The organism is Streptomyces sp. NPDC058274 (genome assembly GCF_042881375.1).
GTDB lineage: Bacteria > Actinomycetota > Actinomycetes > Streptomycetales > Streptomycetaceae > Streptomyces.
In genome coordinates this window covers 205,657-224,719 of the sequence record NZ_JBHVXW010000006.1, presented here as the reverse complement: position 1 = coordinate 224,719, position 19,063 = coordinate 205,657, and the positions used below count along the sequence as shown (strand labels likewise).

14 protein-coding genes are annotated in these 19,063 nt (G+C 71.4%); 13 read left to right on the top strand and 1 reads right to left on the bottom strand.

The window, feature by feature from the left end; translation table 11 throughout:
- Positions 1 to 43: 43 nt before the first annotated feature.
- Positions 44 to 580 carry an HNH endonuclease gene (locus ACFVYF_RS15175; RefSeq protein ID WP_389455660.1) on the bottom strand — a complete coding sequence of 179 codons (537 nt, stop codon included), beginning with the start codon at positions 578 to 580 and terminating at the stop codon, positions 44 to 46.
- Between the two features lie 272 nt (positions 581 to 852).
- Between ACFVYF_RS15175 and ACFVYF_RS15170 the strand changes: the two genes are divergently transcribed.
- The 13 genes from ACFVYF_RS15170 to ACFVYF_RS15110 all read left to right on the top strand — a co-directional run bounded on the left by ACFVYF_RS15170 (position 853) and on the right by ACFVYF_RS15110 (position 19,017).
- The gene (locus tag ACFVYF_RS15170; protein WP_389455659.1) at positions 853 to 1,944 is read left to right on the top strand and encodes a mechanosensitive ion channel family protein; all 1,092 of its coding nucleotides are present in this window, start codon (positions 853 to 855) and stop codon (positions 1,942 to 1,944) included.
- A gap of 266 nt (positions 1,945 to 2,210) precedes the next feature.
- Entirely contained in the window at positions 2,211 to 3,422 is a 1,212-nt protein-coding gene (locus ACFVYF_RS15165) for an ROK family protein (protein ID WP_389455658.1), read from the top strand.
- A gap of 68 nt (positions 3,423 to 3,490) precedes the next feature.
- Positions 3,491 to 4,828: an ABC transporter substrate-binding protein gene (locus ACFVYF_RS15160; RefSeq protein WP_389455657.1), complete on the top strand. Its 1,338-nt coding sequence runs from the start codon at positions 3,491 to 3,493 to the stop codon at positions 4,826 to 4,828.
- 10 nt (positions 4,829 to 4,838) lie between these two features.
- Positions 4,839 to 5,780 (top strand): carbohydrate ABC transporter permease, encoded by a 942-nt coding sequence (locus ACFVYF_RS15155; protein WP_389455656.1) that lies wholly within the window; start codon positions 4,839 to 4,841, stop codon positions 5,778 to 5,780.
- Positions 5,781 to 5,783: 3 nt separating this feature from the next.
- Positions 5,784 to 6,680 (top strand): carbohydrate ABC transporter permease, encoded by an 897-nt coding sequence (locus ACFVYF_RS15150; protein ID WP_389455655.1) that lies wholly within the window; start codon positions 5,784 to 5,786, stop codon positions 6,678 to 6,680.
- Between the two features lie 2 nt (positions 6,681 to 6,682).
- Positions 6,683 to 7,948: a 6-phospho-beta-glucosidase gene (locus ACFVYF_RS15145; protein WP_389455654.1), complete on the top strand. Its 1,266-nt coding sequence runs from the start codon at positions 6,683 to 6,685 to the stop codon at positions 7,946 to 7,948.
- Between the two features lie 227 nt (positions 7,949 to 8,175).
- Positions 8,176 to 9,132, top strand: a complete 957-nt coding sequence (locus ACFVYF_RS15140) for an N-acetylglucosamine kinase (RefSeq protein ID WP_389455653.1) — start codon at positions 8,176 to 8,178, stop codon at positions 9,130 to 9,132.
- 528 nt (positions 9,133 to 9,660) lie between these two features.
- A complete protein-coding gene (locus ACFVYF_RS15135; protein ID WP_389455652.1) occupies positions 9,661 to 11,124 on the top strand; it encodes a hypothetical protein in 1,464 nt (487 codons plus the stop codon).
- Between the two features lie 14 nt (positions 11,125 to 11,138).
- Positions 11,139 to 12,152, top strand: coding sequence for a glutamate ABC transporter substrate-binding protein (locus ACFVYF_RS15130; RefSeq protein WP_389455651.1), 1,014 nt, complete (start codon positions 11,139 to 11,141; stop codon positions 12,150 to 12,152).
- A gap of 29 nt (positions 12,153 to 12,181) precedes the next feature.
- Positions 12,182 to 13,531 carry a hypothetical protein gene (locus ACFVYF_RS15125; protein ID WP_389455650.1) on the top strand — a complete coding sequence of 450 codons (1,350 nt, stop codon included), beginning with the start codon at positions 12,182 to 12,184 and terminating at the stop codon, positions 13,529 to 13,531.
- 65 nt (positions 13,532 to 13,596) lie between these two features.
- Entirely contained in the window at positions 13,597 to 16,080 is a 2,484-nt protein-coding gene (locus ACFVYF_RS15120) for a tetratricopeptide repeat protein (protein ID WP_389455814.1), read from the top strand.
- The gene (locus tag ACFVYF_RS15115; protein WP_389455649.1) at positions 16,081 to 17,559 is read left to right on the top strand and encodes a PP2C family serine/threonine-protein phosphatase; all 1,479 of its coding nucleotides are present in this window, start codon (positions 16,081 to 16,083) and stop codon (positions 17,557 to 17,559) included.
- 114 nt (positions 17,560 to 17,673) lie between these two features.
- Complete coding sequence (locus ACFVYF_RS15110; RefSeq protein WP_389455648.1) at positions 17,674 to 19,017, top strand: VWA domain-containing protein; 1,344 nt, start codon at positions 17,674 to 17,676, stop codon at positions 19,015 to 19,017.
- Positions 19,018 to 19,063: the final 46 nt, after the last annotated feature.

The following is a 19,063-nucleotide window of genomic DNA, read 5'->3' as shown; positions in this document are numbered from 1 at the left end:
CGGGACGGGCCGGAGGGTGAGGGGTATGCAAAAGCCCGGATCGTCAGGCGGAAATGCCGTCGATCCGGGCCATCGCGTCCTCTGCGCCGTATGGCTGCAGGTAAGGCAGCCAGCGCGGGTCCCTGTGCCCCGTTCCGATGATGCGCCAGGCGAGCCCCGATGGCGGGGCGGGTTTGTGGCGCAGGCGCCAGCCGATCTCGACCAGATGGCGGTCGGCCTTGACGTGGTTGCAGCGGCGGCACGAGGCCACCACGTTGTCCCAGGCGTGCTGACCCCCGCGGCTGCGCGGGATGACGTGGTCGACGCTGGTTGCGACGCCACCGCAGTACATGCACCGGCCGCCGTCGCGAGCGAAGAGCGCTCGCCTGGTCAGCGGAACGGGCCCCCGATAGGGGACCCGGACGAACCTCTTCAGCCGGACCACGCTGGGTGCGGGGACAGTAACGGTCGCGCTGTGCATGAAGGCGCCGGATTCCTCGAGAGATACGGCCTTGTTCTCCAGGACGAGGACGAGCGCGCGGCGGAGCGGTACGACGCCGAGTGGCTCGTACGACGCATTGAGGACCAGGACATGCGGCACGTATGCCTCCTTGTACGCCGGCGGCGCGTGGCTCGCGCCGGGACGATCTGTAGTCAGTCTCCCCTCATGCCTGGTGGAAGCGCCACCATGTCCCGGTAACGGGCTGGGAGTGTTTTCGACCACACCTTCTTCATCCCCAGGTGAGCCCGGTCTCTCCCTCGAACATGGCAACAATCCGCACACCATGCCCCGTTAGTGTGGTGAGTCTGCCCGACCGGTGTCCCTCTCGTGTCCCTGCCGGGGGCAGACCGCTACGCCTGGAGGTACCCGCTGTGTCCTTGTCCGTCCTGCCGGCCGCCGCCGTCACCCCGTCACCGTCCCCCTCGACGACGACGGCTCCGCCGGCCCCCACGCTTCAGGACGCCCAGGAGAGTGCCACCAACGCCGCGAGCTGGGTCGAGCAGAACTGGTCCACCTGGCTGAGCATCGGCCTGCGGGTGCTGCTGATCCTGGTGATCGCGGCGGTGCTCAGAGTCGCGGTACGCCGGGCCATCACCAAGCTGATAGAGCGGATGAACCGCACGGCGCAGGCGGTCGACGGCACCGCGCTCGGCGGTCTGCTGGTGAACGTGGAGCGCCGTCGCCAGCGCTCGCATGCCATCGGCTCGGTCCTCCGTTCGGTCGCGTCCTTCCTGATCATGGGCACGGCCGGGCTGATGGTCCTCGGCACGTTCGAGATCAATCTGGCCCCGCTGCTGGCCTCGGCCGGAGTGGCCGGTGTGGCCATCGGTTTCGGCGCCCGGAACCTGGTCACCGACTTCCTCTCCGGCGTCTTCATGATCCTCGAGGACCAGTACGGCGTCGGTGACTCGATCGACGCGGGGGTCGCCTCGGGCGAGGTCATAGAGGTCGGCCTGCGGGTCACCAAGCTGCGCGGCGACAACGGCGAGATCTGGTACGTCCGCAACGGCGAGGTCAAGCGCATCGGCAACCTCTCCCAGGGCTGGGCGACGGCCGGCGTCGACGTCACCGTCCGGGCGAACGAGGAGCTGGACCACGTCCGGTCCGTCCTCGCCGACGTCGGCGAGACCATGAGCAAGGCCGAGCCCTGGAACGAGCTGCTGTGGGGCCCGATCGAGGTCCTGGGCCTGGACAGCGTCCTGCTGGACTCGATGGTCGTCCGGGTCTCGGCCAAGACGATGCCCGGCAAGGCGCTGACCGTCGAGCGCGAGCTGCGCTGGCGCATCAAGCGCGCCTTCGACGACGCCGACATCCGCATCGTGGGCGGTTCGACGGTCCAGCCGGAGGAGACCCCGGCCGCGGACCCGACGGCGGCCATGGCGGCCCCCTCGGCCTACGCCTCCAGCTCGTCCCCGCAGTCCCAGAACGCCTCGCCCCTCACTCCGCCGGGAGCCGCGAAGTAGCGTCCGGCACGAGTGCGGGCGGTGGCTGCGGCCACCCGAACGAAGACGGTCAGAGGCCGCCGTGGTGCACACACCGCGGCGGCCTCTGCCGTTCCTCCCGAGGTAACGACTTGGTTGCCCGCCCTGGCCGGTATTGACGCCCCCACCAACACCGGCCTACTTTCCTCTCACCCAATAGGAAACTTTCCTAACAATGATCTTGGCGGTGGACTCCGCCACCGGGACACTGCGAAGCTGGGGCATCCGAGAGGCAGGGGGCGACACGCATGGCAGGATCCGCCGGTACGCCGGGCACGCCGCGCGTCCTGCGCGCCATGAACGACCGCGCCGCCCTGGACCTCCTCCTGGAGCACGGCCCGCTGTCCCGCACCCGGATCGGCAAGCTCACCGGGCTGTCCAAGCCCACCGCCTCGCAGCTCCTGGCCCGGCTGGAGGCGGCCGGCCTGGTGCTCGCCACCGGAACCAGCGAGGGGCGCCCCGGCCCCAACGCCCAGTTGTACGTGGTCAATCCGGGCGCGGCCCACGCGGCCGGGCTCGACGTCACCCCCGAACGCATCCGTGCCGCCGTCGCGGACGTCACCGGCCGGACCGTCGGCGAGTACGAGCTGGCCACGCCCGGCCGGCGCCCCGCCCAGCCCGTCGTACGACAGGTCACCGACGCCCTCGACGGAGCGGTGAAGGAGGCCGGGCTGGCGCGCGCCGACATCCACCGCCTGGTCATCGGCACGCCCGGCGCCTTCGACCCCAACACCGGCCGGCTGCGCTACGCCTCGCACCTGCCCGGCTGGCACGCGCCGAGCCTCCTCGACGAGCTGGCCGCCGCGCTGCCGATGCCGGTCGAGTACGAGAACGACGTGAACCTGGTGGCCATCGCGGAGCAGCGGCTCGGCGCGGCCCGCGGACACGAGGACTTCGTACTGCTGTGGAACGAGGGCGGTCTCGGCGCCGCGCTCGTCCTCGGCGGCCGTCTGCACCGCGGCTGGACCGGGGGCGCCGGCGAGGTCGGCTTCCTGCCGGTGCCGGGCGCGCCCCTGGTGCGGCAGGTGACCAAGGCCAACAGCGGTGGCTACCAGGAGCTGGCCGGTTCGCAGGCCCTTCCCCGGCTGGCCCGCGAGCTGGGGGTCCGGCCGGTGCCGAGCGGACCGTACGCGGAGGTCGCGGCCGCCCTGGTCGCGCAGGCCGCGGCTGTGAACGAGGGGCCGCACCTGCGGCTCCTGGAGACGTACGCGACCGGGCTCGCGACCGGTCTCGCCTCACTCGTCTCCGTGCTCGATCCCGAGCTGGTCGTCCTCAGCGGCGCCTCGCTCACCGCGGGCGGCGAACCGCTGCGCGCCCTGGTCCAGGCCGAGTTGGAGGAGCTGGCCCCGTCCCGGCCACGCCTCGTGGTCGGCGACGTACACGAACACCCCGTGCTGCGCGGCGCGTTGGAGAGCGCGCTGGCAGCCACCCGCGACGAGGTCTTCGACACCTCGCGCTGACTCCGCCCCCCGCACTGTCCGCCCCCCGCATCCTCTATCGCCCCGCCCTGCCCTAGGGAGATCCCGCCATGCCCGGAATGTCCAGGAAAGCGGTCGCCGCGTTCGCCGCCTCCGCCTCGATAGCCCTTCTCGCCACCGCCTGTACCGGCCAGTCCGACTCCGGCGGGAGCGACGACGCCTCCAAGGAGCAAACGATCAACTTCTGGCACGCGTGGAGCGCGCCGAACGAGGTCAAGGGCGTGAAGGCCCTGGTGGCGGGCTTCGAGAAGGCGCACCCCAACATTCACGTGAACGTCGTCGGCAACATGACGGACGACAAGATCAACCAGGCGCTGCGCGCGGGCGGCAGCAAGGCCCCCGACGTCGTCTCCTCCTTCACCACCAACAACGTGGGCAAGTTCTGCTCGTCCGGCGCCTTCGTCGATCTGAACCCCCTCTTCAAGAAGGCGGCCATCGACCCGGAGACGACGTTCCCGAAGGCGATGAACGAGTACACGCAGTTCGACGGCAACCGCTGCACGGCGCCGCTGCTCGGTGACGCGTACGGGCTCTACTACAACAAGACCGCCTTCGAGAAGGCCGGCATCAAGAGCCCGCCGAAGACCTGGTCGGAGTTCGAGAAGGACGCCAAGAAGCTGACCGTCACCAAGGGCGACTCGTACTCCCAGCTCGGCTTCATGCCGGACTACCACGGCTGGGAGTCGACGACCGAGCACTACTTCGGGCAGTTCTCCCCGACGTACTTCGACAAGGCCGGCAAGTCGAACATCGCCAAGGACCCCGCATTCGAGGCCGGGTTCACCCTTCAGAAGAAGCTCGTCGACTCGCTCGGCGGCTACCAGAAGCTGGAGAAGTACCGCTCCAAGCTGGGTGACGAGTGGGGCCCCAAGCACCCCTTCCACACCGGCCAGGTCGCGATGCAGCTGGACGGCGAGTGGCGGCTCGGCATGGCCGAGGAGGCCAAGCCCGGCTTCGAGATCGGTGTCGCCCCGCTGCCCGTGCCGGACGACCAGGCGGACCAGTACGGCAAGGGCTACATCACCGGCACCATCACCGGCATCGCCTCCACCAGCAAAAAGCAGAACGCGGCCTGGGAGCTGGTGAAGTACATGACGACGGACACGGACGCCGTGGTCGGCTTCGCCAACGCCATCCACAACGTGCCCTCCACGCTGGCCGCCCTGAAGTCGCCGAAGCTGAAGTACGACCCGCGCTTCAAGACGTTCCTGGACATCGCCTCGAACCCGCACTCGACGACGACCCCGGCGTCCATCAACGGCGGTACCTACCTCGTGTCGATCCAGCAGTTCGGCTACGACTACGAGAGCGGCAAGACCAAGGATCTGAAGGCGGGGCTGGAATCCACCGCCAAGCAGATCGACACGGACATCGCGCAGGCGAAGTAGCCGCACGCCCATGAGTACTGTCACGCTGGCCTCGAAGCGCCGCCGGTCGGCGCTGCGGACCCTCGCCTTCATGTCGCCCTGGCTGATCGGCTTCGCGGTCTTCTTCGCCTACCCGCTGATCTCGACCGTCTACTTCTCCTTCATGCACTACGACGGCTTCAAGCCGCCGACGTGGGTGGGGACGAAGAACTGGACGTACGTCTTCGAGAACTACCCGCTGTTCTGGCCCGCCCTGCGCAACACCCTGTGGCTCGTGGTCATCATGGTCAGCCTGCGCGTCCTCTTCGGACTCGGCGTCGGCCTGCTGATCACGAAGATCAAGTCGGGTACGGGTGTCTTCCGCACCCTCTTCTACCTGCCCTACCTCGCGCCGCCCGTCGCCGCCACGATGGCCTTCGCCTTCCTCCTCAACCCCGGTACGGGACCGGTCAACTCGATCCTGGAGAAGATCGGCATCCCGGCGCCGGGCTGGTTCAACGACCCCAGCTGGTCGAAGCCCGCGCTCACCCTGCTCGCCCTGTGGGGCATCGGCGACCTCATGGTCATCTTCATGGCCGCGCTGCTCGACGTACCGCAGGAGCAGTACGAGGCGGCCGAGCTGGACGGCGCGTCCGCCTGGCAGCGGTTCCGGTACGTGACCCTGCCGAACATCTCGCCGATCGTGATGTTCGCCGTGGTCACCGGCGTGATCCAGACGATGCAGTACTACACGCAGCCACTCATCGCCGGGAAGGTCGCCTCGGGCGTCATCCAGGGCGCCGGCACGCAGTTCGAGCCCGGCTACCCCGACAAGTCGACGCTCACCCTGCCGCAGCTCGTCTACAACCTCGGCTTCCAGCGCTTCGACTACGGCTCCGCCTGTGTGGTCGCGCTCGTGCTGTTCGCCCTGTCCATGGTGTTCACCGCGTTCCTGATGCGGCGCCGGGGCGGTCTCATCCAGGCAGGTGACTGACGTATGACCCAAGTACTGGACAAGCCGGTGGAGTTGCGGCCGCAGCCGGTGTCCCCCGCCGAACGCACCGCGCGCCGCAAGGCGTTCCTGGAGTGGATCGCCGTGCACGCGCTCGGCGTCGCGGCCGCCCTCTTCTTCGTCCTCCCCTTCGTGTTCGTGTTCCTGACCTCGCTGATGAGCGACACCCAGGCGCTCAGCCGGGATCTGATCCCGCACACCTGGGAGTGGGGCAACTACAAGAAGGTCTTCGACACGCCGGGCTTCCTGACCTGGTGGAAGAACACGCTCCTGTACGCCGGTGCCGGCACCGTGCTCACGGTCGTGTCGTCGATCCCGGTGGCGTACGCACTCGCCAAGTTCCGCTTCCGGGGCCGGAATCTGTCGCTGATGCTGGTCATCTCGATGATGATGCTGCCGCCGCAGGTCGTGATCATCCCGATGTACCTCTTCTGGGCGAAGCAGCTGGATCTGTCGGGCACGCTGTGGCCGCTGATCATCCCGATGGCGTTCGGGGACGCGTTCACCATCTTCCTGCTCCGCCAGTTCCTGATGACGATCCCGAACGAGTACCTCGACGCGGCCAAGGTGGACGGCTGCGGGGACCTCAGGACACTGCTCAAAGTCGTGCTGCCGATGGCGAAGCCGGGCATCGCGGCGGTCGCGCTCTTCCAGTTCTTCTACGCCTGGAACGACTACTTCGGACCGCAGATCTACGCGTCCGAGAACCCGGGTGCCTGGACGCTGAGTTACGGCCTGGAGTCGTTCAAGGGCGCGCACCACACCGACTGGAATCTCACCATGGCCGCGACCGTACTGGTCATGGCCCCCGTGATCCTCGTGTTCTTCTTCGCGCAGAAGGCGTTCGTCGAGGGTGTCACGCTCACCGGAGTGAAGGGCTGATCATGAAACTGGCCGTAGTGGGCGGGGGCTCCACCTACACCCCTGAACTCATCGACGGATTCGCGCGGTTGCGGGACACCCTGCCGATCGAGGAGCTGGTGCTCGTCGACCCGGCGGCCGACCGTCTGGAGCTGGTGGGAGGCCTGGCCCGGCGCATCTTCGCCAAGCAGGGCCACCCCGGCCGGATCGTCACCACCTCCGACCTGGACGCGGGGGTCGAGGGCGCCGACGCCGTGCTGCTGCAACTGCGCGTCGGCGGTCAGGCCGCGCGCAACGAGGACGAGACCTGGCCGCTGGAGTGCGGCTGTGTCGGGCAGGAGACGACGGGCGCGGGCGGCCTCGCCAAGGCGCTGCGCACGGTGCCTGTGGTGCTGGACATCGCCGAGCGCGTCCGCCGTGCCAACCCGGACGCCTGGATCATCGACTTCACCAACCCTGTCGGGATCGTGACCCGCGCCCTGCTCCAGGCCGGTCACAAGACGGTCGGGCTGTGCAACGTGGCGATCGGATTCCAGCGGAAGTTCGCCGGACTGCTGGGGGTCGCGCCCGCCGATGTGCATCTGGACCATGTGGGCCTCAACCACCTCACCTGGGAAACCGGTGTGCGTCTGGGTGGGCCCGAGGGCGAAAACGTCCTGCCGAAGCTGATCGCCGAGCACGGTGACGCCATCGCCGACGATCTGCATCTGCCGCGCAGCATCGTCGACCGGCTGGGCGTCGTCCCCTCGTACTACCTGCGCTACTACTACGCGCACGACGAGGTCGTCCGCGAGCTGCGGACCAAGCCGTCGCGGGCCGCTGAAGTCGCCGAGATGGAACGGCAGTTGCTCGCGATGTACGGCGACCCGACGCTCGACGAGAAGCCGGAGCTGCTGGCCAAGCGGGGCGGCGCCTACTACTCGGAGGCGGCCGTGGACCTGGCCGCCTCGCTGCTCGGCGGGGGCGGCAGCCCCTACCAGGTGGTGAACACGTACAACAGGGGGACGCTGCCGTTCCTGCCGGACGACGCGGTGATCGAGGTGCAGGCGGCGGTCGGGTCCCAGGGTCCGGTTCCGCTGCCGGTGCCGGCCGTCGACCCGCTGTACGCGGGGCTGATGGCCAGCGTGACGGCGTACGAGGACCTGGCCCTGGAGGCCGCGCTGCGCGGCGGGCGCGACCGGGTCTTCCGGGCGCTGCTGGCCCACCCCCTCGTCGGCCAGCACGCCTATGCCGACGCCCTCACCGACCAGCTGATCGCGCACAACCGGGAGCACCTCGCGTGGGCATGACGTCATCGGAATCCGGCGCCGGGACGGCCGCCGGGGCCGGCCCCAGGGGCTCCGCGTCCGCTCCGGTCACCGGGGCCGTACCGGTTCCAGGGGCCGCCGGGGCCACGGGCTCCGCGTCCGGGCCGGCCGCCGGGGCCACGGTCCCCGCGTCCGCTCCGGTCGCCGGGGCTGTGCCGGCTCCGGGGGGTGCAGGGCGTGTTGCCGGCCGCCCCGGAGGTGCCGGATCCGTGCTCGCCATCGACGCGGGCAACAGCAAGACCGATGTCGCCGTCGTGACGGCGGACGGGCGGGTGGCCGCCGCCGTGCGCGGCGGCGGCTTCCGGCCGCCCACGGTGGGCGTCGAGACCGCCGTGGACGCGGTCGCCGACGCCGTCGGCCGCGCCTTCGCCGCGGCGGGCCTCACCTCGGTGGAGCACGTCTCGGCCTGTCTCGCCAACGCCGATCTCCCCGTCGAGGAGGAGCAGTTGGCGGCCGCCCTGCACGCGCGCGCGTGGGGCACGAGTGTGGAGGTGCGCAACGACACGTTCGCGATCCTGCGCGCCGGGATCGCCGAGCCGCGCGGGGTCGCCGTGGTGTGCGGCGCCGGTATCAACTGCGTGGGGATGCGGCCCGACGGCCGTACCGCCCGCTTTCCGGCGATCGGGCGTATCTCCGGTGACTGGGGCGGCGGTTGGGGCATGGCGGAGGAGGCGCTGTGGCACGCGGCGCGCGCGGAGGACGGCCGGGGCGGCCCGACGGCCCTCGCCCGCACCCTGCCCGCCCACTTCGGGCTCGGCTCCATGTACGCGCTGATCGAGGCGCTGCACCTCGGGCACATCGGCAACGCCCGGCGCCATGAACTCACTCCGGTGCTGTTCGCCACGGCGGTGGACGGCGACCCGGTGGCCCGCGGTCTCGTCGACCGGCTCGCGGACGAGGTGGTCGCCATGGCCACGGTGGCCCTGACCCGCCTGGAGCTGCTGGACGAGGAGACGCCGGTCCTCCTCGGCGGCAGCATTCTCGCCGCCCGGCACCCGCAACTCGACGACCGTATCGGCGCACTGCTGGCCGACCGCGCCCCCAAGGCGTTCCCCCAGGTGGTCACCGCGAGCCCCGTCCTGGGGGCCGCGCTGCTGGGCCTGGACCACGTCCGGGCCCCGGACGACGTGCACGCGCGCGTGCGGGCGCACTACGAAAAAGCGTGACCGCGCTCCGAAGTGTGACCGCGCTCCGGGCGGGGGCGCCCGTGAAGACCGGCCGCCACCGGCCTGGCCCCCGCCCGGGCGTGGGGGCGTGACCCCGGCCCGGGCGGCAGCGCGGGTGTCCGGAGGTGGCGGGGCGCGACCCCGCTCGGCGAGAGCCCGATGCGACGCGTACGGGACGACGGCAGGCCTCCTCGCACCGGCGCCGGGCCAGCGCTGGGTGCCCCCGCGCGCCGGCGCCCGTTCCCCCGCGTACGAGACGGCGTGAGCCCCCGCTCACGAAGCGGCGCGAACCCCTCGCGGCCGCAAGGGAACCGAACTCATCCGGCACGCGTATTCATTGGGCAGGGGGAGGTGCGGGGAGTCGTGCGCTGCGCGGAAGTCCGGCAAGTGCGCCGCGATCCGCACAAGATCGAGTCAAGGCCTGTGCGGATGTCAGTCCCGGCGGCGATACTTGCGGCCGTGCCACCTCCGTCCGCGCCCTGAGCGCACCGGGCGAGGTGACCGACGGATGACCATGGGGGAGGTCGAGTGACATACCCGCCGAAGGGCGGCGCGGCACCACCGGCGCAGGCCAGACCCACGATGCCGGCCGTGCCGCCGCAGGCCGGTGCCGTACAGCCGCCGCCCGGACAGCCGGGGGCGCAGGCACCGCGGCCGCTGCCCGACGCCGCACCGCCGCGCCGTACGGCGTGGGCCGAGGGCGTCGACCGGCTGCGGGCCGGCGCGACGACCGAGCCCGGCCGGCTGCGGATCATCGGCGCGCTGCTCGCCCTGCTGGTCGTCGCGTTCGGCGCGGTCACCGCCTGGCAGATGACGGACCGTTCGGCCGCCGCCGACGACGTCCTGCACAACAGCCAGCCGCTGAGTTCCGACGCCGCCGACATCTACCGCTCGCTCGCCGACGCCAACACGGCTGCCTCCAGCGGCTTCCTCGCGGGCGGCCAGGAACCGGCCGCGGACCGCAAGCGCTACGAGGCCGACATCAAGACGGCCGCCGAGAAGCTCGTCACCGCCGCCGCGAACTCGGAGCCCGGTTCCCCCTCCGCGGCCACCATCTCCCGGCTCAACACGCTGCTGCCGGAGTACAAGGGCCTCGTCGAGCGGGCCCGCGCCAACAACCGGCAGGGCTTCCCGCTTGGCGGCGCCTATCTGCGGTACGCGAACGAGAAGATGCAGCAGGAGATGCTCCCGGCGGCCGAGGACCTCTACACCAAGGAGAACCAACGGCTCCGCTCGGACTACTCCGACGCGACGCCGTACCCCTGGGCGGCCATCGGCCTCGGCGTCCTCGTGCTCGCCGCCCTCGTCTGGGCCCAGCGGCGCCACTACCGGCGGACGAACCGGGTGCTGAACCAAGGCCTGGTCGCCGCCACCGCCACCGCCACGGTGGTGCTGCTCTGGCTCGTCGTCGGACACAGCGTCGCCCGCGCGGGGCTCGACGCGTCGTACGACCACGGCGTCCGCTCGCTGAACGTGCTGCACGACGCGCAGATCGCCTCGCTCAAGGCCCGGGGCAACGAGAATCTGACCCTGGTCAGCCGGGGCGCGGAGACCGTCGAGGTCAAGGGCGTGGTCGAGGACAAGTTCGACGTCGCCTTCAATGCCTCGATGCAGGACCTCACCGCCGGTCTGGCCAAGGCCGCGAGCCTCGCCGACGACCAGGCGGGCGCGCAGCCCGTGAAGACGGCCACCGGCAACATGAAGGTGTGGAAGTCCCGTCACACCGAGGCCCGCAAGGCCGACGACTCGGGTGACTACCAAGGCGCCCTGGACAAGATCATCGGCGCCAAGGGGGCGACCGGTGAGTGCTTCGACGGCGTCGACACGAACCTGGCGACGGCCCTCACCCACGAGCAGCTCGAGTTCAAGCGTTCGGCCGGCGACGGACGGGACGCGATGACCGGGCTCCCGGTGGGTGCGGCGGTCCTCGCGGTGCTGGGCGCGGCGGGCGCGGTCCTGGGCATCGGACGCAGGCTGTCGGAGTACCGGTGAGAGGAGGAGCGGCCATGGCCGCACGACGGCTCAGGGCGAGCCTGAAGGGCTGGGGCGGTGTCGGTGCGATGGCGATCGCCTGCGCCCTGACCGCGGTCTTCGCGCTGCTGCTCCCGCTGGCCCACGCGCGCGGGGACGGCAGCACGGGCGTCGGCGGCCAGGGCGTCGCCCGGGGCACCCAGGCGCGGGCGGAGAAATGCGGTGACCACCCCGAGGATCTGAGCCCCGCCCCGTCCGGCAGTGAGAGCGGCAAGACGATCACGGCCATCAAGGACCGCGGCTATCTCTCGGTCGGTGTCGACCAGAACAGCTACCGCTGGGGCTACCGGGACCCGAACAACACCGACAAGGACGTCGAGCTGGAGGGCTTCGACATCGACCTCGCGCACCGGATCGCCGACGAGATCCTCGGCGACCCGGCCAAGGTCCGCTTCCGCGCCATCCCCACCAACCAGCGCATCGAGGCCATCCAGAAGGGCCGGGTCGACATGGTGGTCCGCACCATGACGATCACCTGCGCCCGGCTCGACGAAGTGGCCTTCTCCGACCCGTACTTCGTGACCGGCCAGCAGGTGCTCGCCCCCAAGAACTCGACCGTCACCGGATACGACAAGTCCCTCGCGGACAAGAAGATCTGCACGGCGACGGGTTCGACGGCGTACGACAAGCTGGACGCCGACAAGAAGGCGGGGGAGCTGGCCGGCTCCGCCGACATCTCCACCACGGTCCCGAACCAACTCGACTGCCTGGTGCGGCTGCAGCTCGGTGAGGTCGACGCCGTGGTGACCGACGGCGCGCTCGCCGCGAGCCAGGCCGCCCAGGACCCGACGGTCGAACTCAAGGGCACCACCTTCACCACCGAGTACTACGGTGTGGCGATGAACAAGGACGCCGAGGATCTGGTCCGCCGGGTCAACCAAGTCCTGGTGGACTACCGCAAGAGCGGCTGGCAGACGTCGTACGACAAGTGGCTCTCCGCCACGCTGAAGTCCGACTCGCCGTCGTCGAAGCCGCCCGCCGCCCACTAGAAGCAACGACCGAGAGCGAGAGGTGATCGATGGGCGTCACGGGACCCCCCGGGCCGGTGATGGACCGGGACGAGGTGGACCGTGCGCTGGCGCGGCTCGGCGCGGAGCACGAGGCCATCGAGACCTCGCTCCTCGCCCTGCAGGACCACGCGGGCCGCAGACTCCTCGAAGGCGCCGAGCTCACGGGCACGACCAAGGAGCGCTGGACGGCCGCCGAGGCATCGATCACCCTGCTGTGGGCGTACTTCGACGCGTACTCGGACGCGCTGCGCGACGCCCGCACCATCCGCTCGCGCCGGCGCTGGTCGAGCCGTGAGGACCTGGTCGAACTGACCGAGCTGCTGCGCGGCGAGAGCGTCACGGTCGCCGGCAGCGCCACGGCCACGGCGAACGCGCCGACACTCGCCGGCACCGGCAAGCTCAGCGAACGGTTCTCGCTGGCCGCCCTCGTGGAGCGGATGAACGAGCTGTACGCGACCTCGCTGGACATGGTCGTCGCGGCGGACGCCGTCTGGTCGGCCCTGCCCGCCCGGATCGATTTACTGGCCGCGGAGCTCCAGCGCACCCGCCGGCTCGCGCACTCCGTCGGGGTGCGCCCCGGCGAGCACCCCTCGGGCGACGACCTGGAGCGGATCACGCGCACGCTGACCTCGCTGCGCGAGCGCGTGATCTCCGACCCGCTGGCCTTCTGGCGCCCCGCGCAGGGGAGTTCGGCGCCGGGTGGCGGCCGCCCGGACACCACGACGTACGACCGTGAGGCGCGCGCCCTGGAGGACGTGCGCCGGGAGATCGACGCGGTGCTCACCGTCCGGCAGGACGCGGAGGCCCGGCTGCTCAGGCTGCGGGACACGCTGAGCCGCGCGGACCGCACCCTCGCCGAGGCCCGCAGCGCGCGGGGCGAGGTGCTGGCGAAGATCGCCGCCTCCGAGGTGCCGGCCGTCAGCGGTCCGCCGACCGCGTTGCAGGAGCAGCTGGCGACGGCCGCCGAGTACCGGCGGCACGCGCAGTGGCACCGTCTCTCGCCGCTCCTGGAGTCGCTGGAGGAGAAGGCGGAGGACGAACTGCTGCGTGCCCGCGAGTCGTTGACGGCGGTCACCGCGCCGCTCGCGGTCCGCGCCGAGCTGCGCGGCCGCCTCGACGCGTACAAGGCGAAGGTCGCCCGGCACGGCTTCGCGGAGGACCCGTTCCTTGTCGAGCGCTACGACGCGGCGCGGCGGATGCTGTGGAGCGCGCCCTGCGATCTGCGGGTCGCGGAGGACGCGGTGCTGCGCTATCAGCACGCGGCCGCCGACGTGCTCAGTCCGCGGATTCCGGAACAGGGCGCGCCCCATGACCGGGCCGACCGGGTCGGCGAGGCCGACGGGAGGGGGGAATCGTGAGTCAGCAGCCCGTACAGGAACAGCGGAAGTGCCAGCGGCCCGGTTGCACGGGGTCGTACGAGGACATGGGCGGCGGCGAGCTGTACTGCGACACCTGCGGTCTGGCCCCGGTCGTCTCGTCGAACGGCATGGTGGGGTCGCCGCCGACCGGGATCACGGCCGGCGGCAGGGGCTCGCGCGGCTCCAGCAGCAGCAGTGTGCGCGGCAGTTCACGCGCGAGCTCCCGGGCCTCGTCACGGTCCTCGCAGTCCCGGCGTTCGGTGTCGGGCCGGCTGTCGCGCTCGCTCTCGGGCGGCTCGTCCTCGCGGTCGGTGTCCGTGCGCAGCTCGGGCACGGCGGCGAGCTCCTCCAGCCGCGGCCGTCTCGGCGTCGGCCTGGTGCAGGTGCCGGGTGTGCCGCGCCCGGACCCGCGGCGGATGGTGCTGGAGAACCCGGAGGTGCCCGAGCGCAAGCGGTTCTGCTCGCGCTCCGACTGCGGTGCTCCGGTGGGCCGTTCGCGCGGTGAGCGGCCGGGGCGCACGGAGGGCTTCTGCACCAAGTGCGGCCACCCGTACTCGTTCGTGCCGAAGCTGCACACGGCCGACGTCGTGCACGGCCAGTACGAGGTCGTGGGCTGTCTCGCGCACGGCGGCCTCGGCTGGGTCTATCTCGCCGTCGACCGCGCGGTCTCCGACCGCTGGGTGGTCCTCAAGGGCCTCCTCGACACGGGCGACCAGGACGCGATGGAGGCGGCGATCTCCGAGCGGCGGTTCCTCGCCGAGATCGAGCACGCGAACATCGTCCGCATCTACAACTTCGTCGAGCACCTCGACCAGCGCACCGGCTCCCTCGACGGTTACATCGTCATGGAGTACGTCGGCGGCAAGTCCCTCAAGGAGATCGCCAACGGGCGTCGTACGGCAGCCGGGAAGCGGGATCCGCTGCCGGTCGAGCAGGCGTGCGCGTACGGCATCGAGGCCCTTGAGGCCCTCGGCCATCTGCACAGCCGCAACCTCCTGTACTGCGACTTCAAGGTCGACAACGCGATCCAGACCGAGGACCAGCTCAAGCTGATCGACATGGGCGCGGTGCGCAGGATGGACGACGACGAGTCGGCCATCTACGGCACGGTGGGCTATCAGGCGCCGGAGGTCGCCGAGGTCGGCCCGTCGGTCGCCTCCGACCTGTACACGGTCGCGCGCACCCTCGCCGTCCTCGCCTTCGACTTCCAGGGCTATACGAACGTCTTCGTGGACTCCCTGCCCGACCCCGGCACCATCGAGGTCTTCCGCCAGTACGAGTCCTTCTACCGGCTGCTGGTGCGGGCCACCGACCCGGACCCGGCCCGCCGGTTCGCCTCCGCACAGGAGATGGCCGAGCAGCTGACCGGCGTGCTGCGCGAGGTGGTCTCGCTGCAGACGGGCCGCGCCCGCCCGTCCCTGTCCACCCTCTTCGGGCCCGAACTGAAGGTCACGGACACGGAGTTGTTCGGCCGGCTGGACGGGGACGTGTCGCGGCTCGGGGCGCGGGCTGTGCCCGTACGCTCCGGCAGGGGCGCCCCCCGGCTGCCGGCCGGGACGAACGGCGGCCCGCTGCCTCGGCCGCCGGCCCCGGCGGCCACCCTGGTCAAGCCGCTGAACACCGCGGCCACCGCCCTGGCGCTGCCCGTGCCCAGGGTCGACCCGAGCGACCCGAACGCCGGCTTCCTTGCCGGGCTGTTGGCGTCCGCGCCCGCCGAGTTGGTGACCGCGCTGGCGGCCGCGCCCAGCGAGTCGGTGGAGACCAGACTGCGGCAGATCCGGGCCTGGCTGGAGAACGGCGACGCGTACACCGCGCTCGACGCCCTGAGCAGGCTGGAGGAACAGCGGCCGGACGACTGGCGGGTGGTCTGGTACCGGGGCACGGCCGCGCTGGTCACCGGCGACCACGAGGCCGCGGCGCTGTCCTTCGACGCGATCTACGACGCGTTCCCCGGTGAGCCCGCGCCCAAGCTGGCGCTCGGCGTGTGCGCGGAGGTGCTGGGACAGCTGGACAACGCGGCCGAGTACTACCGCCTGGTGTGGACGACCGACCCCAGCTATGTCAGTGCGGCGTTCGGCCTGGCCCGGGTGCAGCTGGCCGCGGGCGACCGGCGCGGCGCCGTACGGACGCTGGAGTCGGTGCCCGAGTCGTCGATCCACTACACCGCGGCGCGGGTCGCGGCCGTCCGGGCGCGGCTGCGGCACCGCATGGCCGAGGAGGCCGCGGCGCCGCCCTTCCTGGACGACCTGACCGCCGCGGCGGGACAGGTCGAGGCGCTCGACGGATACGGCCTCGACGCGGTCCGACGCGAGCAGTTGTCCACAGAGGTCCTTGGCTGCGCGCTGGACTGGGTACTCTCCGGTAGCCAGGGTTCCGCTCCGGTCGTGGGCGGTGGACGTGCGCTGCTCGGCAGCGAGCTGGACGAGCGCGGCCTCCGCTTCGGCCTGGAGCGTTCGTACCGCACGCTGGCCCGGCTCGCGCGGGGCGGCGAGGAGAGGATCGACCTGGTGGAACGTGCCAATCGTTACCGCCCCCGGACGTGGGTGTAAGTGATGTCCCAGATGCCCCAGCCGACGGCTCTTTCGAAGTGCCCCAGTTGCGCGGAGCCACTGGAGTCGGGCGACCGTTTCTGCGGTGCCTGCGGGTTCGACCTGTCGGTGGTGCCCGCGCCGCCGCAGGACACCCCGACGATCACCATGAACGGCGCGGCGCCGCGGCCCCCCGGGGATGCCGCCTCGGTGGACTGGCCCGTCGCCCCCGAGCGGGACAGCTCCTACCAGCCCGCGCCGCTGCATCTGCCGACGGACCTCCCGGGCACGGACTCGGGCGGGTCGGCACTGCCGCACGCTCCGGGTGCCCCGGGCGTACCAGCTGCCCCGGCTGCCCCGGCTGCCCCCGGCGTACCAGCTGCCCCGGGCGCACCGGCCGCCCCAGGGGGACCCGCGGCCACTGCCACCTCCGCCCCCGCCCCGGAGGCCCCCGGCCAGTCCCCCAACGAGTCCTCCGGCGTCCGGTTCGACAGGCCCTCGGAGCCGGAGGAGTACCCGCTGGCTCCGCCGGACGATGCGCCCGCCGATCCGCGTACCGCCGATCTCCCGACACCGCCCACCGGCACCAAGCTCTGCGTGGCCTGCCGCGCGGGCCAGGTCGACCGGGACGGCTACTGCGAGAACTGCGGCCATGCCCAGCCGCGCGAGCGGGACCACATGGAGCAGGAGCTCGCCGCGGTCGCCGCGGTCAGCGACCGGGGTCTGCGCCACCATCGCAACGAGGACGCGTTCGCCGTCTCCTCGACCGCACTGCCCGACGGCTCGCCCGCTGTCGTCGCGATCGTCTGCGACGGCGTGTCCTCGGCGACCCGCCCCGACGAGGCGTCCCTCGCCGCGTCCCGCGCCGGTGGTGAGGCCCTGCTGGAGACCCTCCCGCTCGGCACCCACCCGCAGCAGGCCATGCACGAGGCGATCGTCGCGGCGTCGAACGCGGTCAACGCCCTCGCCGAGGAGCCCGGTTCGGCCCGCGAGCACAGCCCGCACCAGAACGCGCCCGCCTGCACCTTCGTCGGCGCCGTCATCACCACCAGCCTGCTGGTCGTCGGCTGGGTCGGCGACAGCCGGGCCTACTGGATCCCGGTCGACCGGAGTTCGCCCCCGGCCCGGCTGACCGAGGACGACTCGTGGGCCGCGCAGATGGTCGCTGCGGGCCTGATGAACGAGGCGGAGGCGTACGCCGACGAGCGCGCCCACGCGATCACCGGCTGGCTCGGCGCGGACGCCTACGAACTGGAGCCGCACACCGCTTCCTTCAAGCCGGACCGGCCGGGTGTGGTGGTGGTGTGCACCGACGGGCTGTGGAACTACGCGGAGGCGGCCGAGGACATGGCCGAGGTCGTACCCCTCGACGCCGCCGAACGGCCGCTGCACAGCGCCCAGGTGCTGGTCGGCCACGCGCTGGACGGCGGGGGCCACGACAACGTAACAGTGGCCGTCCTGCCGTTCCCCGCCCCGCCGCAGGGGGCAGGATCGGCCTGAGGCCGCAGTACGGGAACGGCCGCGGACCGGAGGGGACCGGTCCGCACATCGTCGTCATTCCGCCCGCCGTGGGACACCCGGGCGGCGCGGGACGCTAGGGGGAGCAGAGAAGGCATGGCCAATTTCTCGAAGTCGAATGTGCCGCAGTTCTCGGTGGATGTGTACCAGAACGAGTACCTGCCCGAGGGCGGCCGCGAGGTGAACGCGATCGTCACGGTGAGCGCGACCGGTGGCGGCACCGTCGGAAGCGCCGTCGCCGCCCCGCTGTACACCGCGGGCCAGGCCCCGGACGCGGCCGTGGCCATCATGGTCGACTGTTCGGGCTCGATGGACTATCCGTCGGCCAAGATGCGCGGCGCGCGGGAGGCGACGGCCGCCGCGATCGACGCCGTCCGGGACGGTGTGCACTTCGCGGTGATCGGCGGCACGCATGTCGCCAAGGAGATCTACCCGGCGGGCGGGCGGCTCGCGGTGGCCGGGCCGGAGACCCGCGAGCAGGCCAAGCAGGCCCTGCGCAGGCTGAGCGCCGGCGGCGGCACCGCGATCGGTACCTGGCTGCGGCTCGCCGACCGCCTGCTGTCCTCGGCCGACGTCTCGATACGGCACGGCATCCTGCTCACCGACGGCCGCAACGAGCACGAGTCACCGGAGGACCTGAAGTCCGCCCTGGACTCCTGCGCGGGCCGCTTCACCTGTGACGCGCGCGGTGTCGGTACGGACTGGGAGGTCAAGGAGGTCACGGGGATCGCCTCCGCGCTGCTCGGCACCGCCGACATCGTCGCCGACCCGGCCGCTCTGTCCGCCGACTTCACGCAGATGATGGAGACGGCGATGGGCAAGGAGGTCGCGGACGTCGCGCTGCGGCTGTGGACGCCGGTCGGCACGGAGATCAAGTTCGTCAAGCAAGTGGCCCCCACGGTCGAGGAGTTGACCGGGCGCCGCACCGAGGCGGGCCCGCGCGCCGGCGACTATCCCACCGGTTCCTGGGGCGACGAGTCCCGTGACTACCACGTGTGCGTGGAGGTCCCCTCGGCCGACGTCGGCCAGGAGATGCTCGCCGCCCGGGTCTCCCTGGTGATCCCGCAGAGCGACGGAAGCGTGCAGAACCTCGGCGCGCAGGGTCTCGTACGGGCCGTGTGGACCGAGGACATGGTGGCGTCGACGTCGATCAACCCTCAGGTCGCGCACTACACGGGTCAGGCGGAACTGGCACAAGTCATCCAACAGGGTCTCGATGCACGCAAAGTGGGAGATGTCGACGGGGCAACAGCCAAACTGGGCCGTGCCGTTCAGCTCGCCAGCGCGTCGGGGAATGCCGATACGGCGAAACTGCTTGCGAAGGTGGTGGACGTGGTCGATGCCGCGGCAGGTACTGTGCGATTGAAGGCAAGGGTCGAGGAAGCCGACGAAATGACCCTCGAGACACGGTCCACAAAGACTGTTCGTGTAAAGAAGTAGCGAGCCCGGGTCCCCAGGGATTCCGGAGAAACCCGGTCACAACGGC

Bases quoted from the DNA above. Each gene is read 5' to 3' on its own strand.
- ACFVYF_RS15165 (WP_389455658.1), top strand. From the start codon at position 2,211: ATGGCAGGATCCGCCGGTACGCCGGGCACGCCGCGCGTCCTGCGCGCC.
- ACFVYF_RS15160 (WP_389455657.1), top strand. From the start codon at position 3,491: ATGCCCGGAATGTCCAGGAAAGCGGTCGCCGCGTTCGCCGCCTCCGCC.
- ACFVYF_RS15155 (WP_389455656.1), top strand. From the start codon at position 4,839: ATGAGTACTGTCACGCTGGCCTCGAAGCGCCGCCGGTCGGCGCTGCGG.
- ACFVYF_RS15150 (WP_389455655.1), top strand. From the start codon at position 5,784: ATGACCCAAGTACTGGACAAGCCGGTGGAGTTGCGGCCGCAGCCGGTG.
- ACFVYF_RS15145 (WP_389455654.1), top strand. From the start codon at position 6,683: ATGAAACTGGCCGTAGTGGGCGGGGGCTCCACCTACACCCCTGAACTC.
- ACFVYF_RS15130 (WP_389455651.1), top strand. From the start codon at position 11,139: ATGGCCGCACGACGGCTCAGGGCGAGCCTGAAGGGCTGGGGCGGTGTC.
- ACFVYF_RS15125 (WP_389455650.1), top strand. From the start codon at position 12,182: ATGGGCGTCACGGGACCCCCCGGGCCGGTGATGGACCGGGACGAGGTG.
- ACFVYF_RS15120 (WP_389455814.1), top strand. From the start codon at position 13,597: ATGGGCGGCGGCGAGCTGTACTGCGACACCTGCGGTCTGGCCCCGGTC.
- ACFVYF_RS15110 (WP_389455648.1), top strand. From the start codon at position 17,674: ATGGCCAATTTCTCGAAGTCGAATGTGCCGCAGTTCTCGGTGGATGTG.